Source organism: Sphingomonas bacterium, from assembly GCF_903644135.1.
GTDB lineage: Bacteria > Pseudomonadota > Alphaproteobacteria > Sphingomonadales > Sphingomonadaceae > Sphingomonas.
Window position 1 is genome coordinate 1 of the sequence record NZ_CAHJXA010000334.1, and the last position, 2,978, is coordinate 2,978.

Genomic DNA, 2,978 nt, shown 5'->3' on the forward strand with positions numbered 1-2,978 from the left:
CACCTGGTCGGTCGCCTCCTCGCCCGAGACATAGGCCACCGAAGCGCCGGCCGCCGCCATCTTCGCCGCCGCCTGGAGCAGCAAGGTCGACTTGCCGATCCCAGGATCGCCGCCGATCAACGTCGCCGACGCCTCGACGAACCCGCCGCCGAGCGCTCGATCGAGCTCGGCGATGCCGGTCGCCATCCGCGGCGGCAGCGTGACCTCCGCATCGAGACCGACCAGCTCGATCGTCCGCCCACCGCCGCGCAGGTCGTGCTTGGCTTGGAACGGCGTGACCACCGCCCCTGCCTCCTCGACCAGGGTGTTCCACTCGCCGCAATCGGCGCACTGCCCCGCCCAGCGCGACGACACCGATCCGCAGGCCTGGCAGACATAGCGTTTCTGAAGCTTGGCCATCGCGGCATCCTAACGGAACAAGTCAGGAACGCCAAGCGGCTCATGCCATCATCGCGCCGCAATCGCTCGGCTAAGCCCGCGCCATGCAGCCGTCCGATCTCCGCGTGGCGTTCTTCAGCGGAAACTATAACTATATTCGCGACGGCGCGAACCAGGCGCAGAACCTGCTCGTCGGCTACCTCCTGGCGCAGGGCGTCCAGGTCCGGGTCTATTCACCGACGACCGACCAGCCTGCATTTCCGCCGGTCGGCGACCTGGTGAAGGTACCGGGCTTCTCGTTCCCGGGCCGCGCAGACTACAAGCTTGGTCGCTATTTCCCGCGCGAGACCCGCGCCGATGTCGAGGCGTTCGCACCCAACCTGATCCACGTCTCCGCGCCCGAGTTCCTCGGTCATGGTGCGCTCACTTATGCGCGGCGGCACCGCATCGCGACGGTGGCGGCGCTGCACACTCGCTTCGAGACCTATTTCCGCTATTATGACATTGGCTTCATCGAGCCGACCATCCAGTGGATCCTGCGGCGCTTCTACAACCGGGTCGACCGCGTGTTGGTACCGACGCCATCGATCGTCGCGCTGATCCGCGAGCAGGGCGTCACCACGCCGACCTCGATCTGGCCGCGCGGCGTGGATCATGACCGCTTCCGGCCGGGCGCGCGCAGCCTGGAGTGGCGGCGTTCGCTCGGCATCGGCGACGACGAGATCGCGATCGGCTTCCTCGGCCGGCTGGTGCTGGAGAAGGGCCTGGACGTGTTCGCCGACGTGGCGACCACGCTGCGCGCGCGGGGCATACCCCATCGCGTGCTGGTCGTCGGCGAGGGGCCGGCGCGCGATGCCTTTGCAGAACGGGTGCCCGAAGCCGCCTTTGCCGGCTTTCAACGCGGCGACGATCTCGGCCGAGCGGTTGCGTCGATGGACATCCTGTTCAACCCCAGCGTCACCGAGACCTGGGGCCAGGTGACGTCGGAGGCGATGGCGTCGGGCGTCCCCGTCGTCGCCGCCCGCGCGACCGGCGCGGTCGACCTGGTCGACGACGGGGTGACCGGCCTGCTCGTCCACCCGTATGAGGCGGAGGCCTATGCGGACGCGATCGCCCGGATCGTCGCCGACCCGGCGCTGCGCCGGTCGATGGGCGAGGCGGGCCACGCCAAGGCGGAGAGCTATCGCTGGGATGCGGCGAGCCAGCTGGTGCTGGACGCCTATCTGGATGTCCTCGCCGAGCGCAGCCCGCCTACCTGCTAACCGGCCGCTCGCCAGTCGAAGGTCAGCGGTGCCTCGCGGAACGCGAAGCGGTCGAGATGGCGTGCCACCGCGCCCTGCAACGCCTCCAACTGCTCCGCGGACGTGGCATCGATCCTGACCGTCAGCACGTCCGCGCCGGCGTCCATCGTCGCCACCCCGTCGCCCGGATGATCCGCCCCGCGCGCATCGCGTGGGAAGGTCACGGTGCCGTGCTCGGGGGTGAACTCGACCGCCAAGTTGTGCTGCCAATGCTTGCACAGCTGCTGCAGGTACTTGCTCGCGTTGGCGGTCGGCACCAGCGCGACGGCGGCTTGAGGCGCGCTCATCGCAGCCGCTCGATCTTCTGGGCGAGCTCGTCGATCATCGCCGCGACATCGTGCAGCGTGTCGGGCGTCATGTCGCCGCGCGACACGCGCTGCCTGATCGCAAGCCCGAGGTTGCGCACCGCACGCCACACCGGCGACCCAGTCCACTCCTCGCGCTTGCCGCCAAGATGCGCCAGCCGTTCCATCAGGGCGGCGACGACGTCCGCATTCTGCTCAAGATGGCGGCGGCCTTCGTCGCTGACCGCGAAGCGCTTCTTCGCGCCCTCCGACTGCTGCTCGCCGATCATCCCCATCTCGTCGAGCAGGGTGAGAGTCGGGTAGACCACTCCCGGGCTCGGCGCATAGGCACCGCCGGTCAGCGTCTCGATCTCGCGGATCAGGTCGTAGCCGTGGCGCGGCTCATCGGCGATCAGCTTGAGCAGGACCAGCCGCAGCTCGCCACCGTCGAACATCCGCCGCGCGCGGCCACCCTCGCGACCGCCGCCGCGCTCGCCGAACTCCATCGAAAAGCCGCCGAAATCGAAGCCGCCGCGCGAGCCGCCGCCGCCCCGCTGGCCACCCCATCGGCCGGGATTGGGGCCAAAGCCCCGGTCATGCATGTGAAATCTCATCGTTGTTCTCCTTCGTATCACGATGGAGCTTAGATATATCTTAAAGACGAGTAGTCAAGATGTATCTTGATTCCGTCATGCCGGACTCGATCCGGCATCCCGCTACCTTCTTGAGCCAGAAGCGAGACCCCGGCTCAGGGCCGGGGTGACGGCAGGTGACGGCGCGCGCGTGGCCCCCTACATCCACGACATGGCCGACCTGTTCGCCGCCTTCGATCCCCCCGCGCCTGAGCCGGCCGCCGCCGACTCGCCGCTCGCCGACCGCCTGCGCCCACAGCGGCTGGCGGACGTCGTCGGCCAGGAGCACCTGACCGGACCCGACGGCGCGATCGGGCGGATGGTGGCGGCGGGGCGGTTGTCGTCGATCGTGCTGTGGGGCCCGCCCGGCACCGGCAAGACCA

4 protein-coding genes and 1 pseudogene are annotated in these 2,978 nt (G+C 69.0%); 2 read left to right on the forward strand and 3 right to left on the reverse strand.

What is annotated here, in order from left to right; all coding sequences use genetic code 11:
- Positions 1-399, reverse strand: a 399-nt coding sequence (locus HUU96_RS13965; RefSeq protein WP_302480247.1) for an ATPase domain-containing protein, incomplete at its 3' end; no start/stop codon positions are given.
- A gap of 83 nt (positions 400-482) precedes the next feature.
- Here HUU96_RS13965 and HUU96_RS13970 point away from each other — a divergent pair.
- The gene (locus HUU96_RS13970; RefSeq protein WP_174293354.1) at positions 483-1,640 is read left to right on the forward strand and encodes a glycosyltransferase family 4 protein; all 1,158 of its coding nucleotides are present in this window, start codon (positions 483-485) and stop codon (positions 1,638-1,640) included.
- On the opposite strand, the gene HUU96_RS13975 is transcribed toward HUU96_RS13970, so the two are convergent.
- The gene (locus HUU96_RS13975; RefSeq protein ID WP_174293355.1) at positions 1,637-1,966 is read right to left on the reverse strand and encodes a DUF2218 domain-containing protein; all 330 of its coding nucleotides are present in this window, start codon (positions 1,964-1,966) and stop codon (positions 1,637-1,639) included. The genes HUU96_RS13970 and HUU96_RS13975 overlap by 4 nt on opposite strands.
- Positions 1,963-2,577 (reverse strand): PadR family transcriptional regulator, encoded by a 615-nt coding sequence (locus HUU96_RS13980; RefSeq protein WP_174293356.1) that lies wholly within the window; start codon positions 2,575-2,577, stop codon positions 1,963-1,965. Before HUU96_RS13980 ends, HUU96_RS13975 begins: the two co-directional genes overlap by 4 nt.
- A gap of 190 nt (positions 2,578-2,767) precedes the next feature.
- On the opposite strand from HUU96_RS13980, the pseudogene HUU96_RS13985 reads away from it, so the two are divergent.
- Positions 2,768-2,978: pseudogene (locus tag HUU96_RS13985) on the forward strand (replication-associated recombination protein A); the annotation flags it as partial.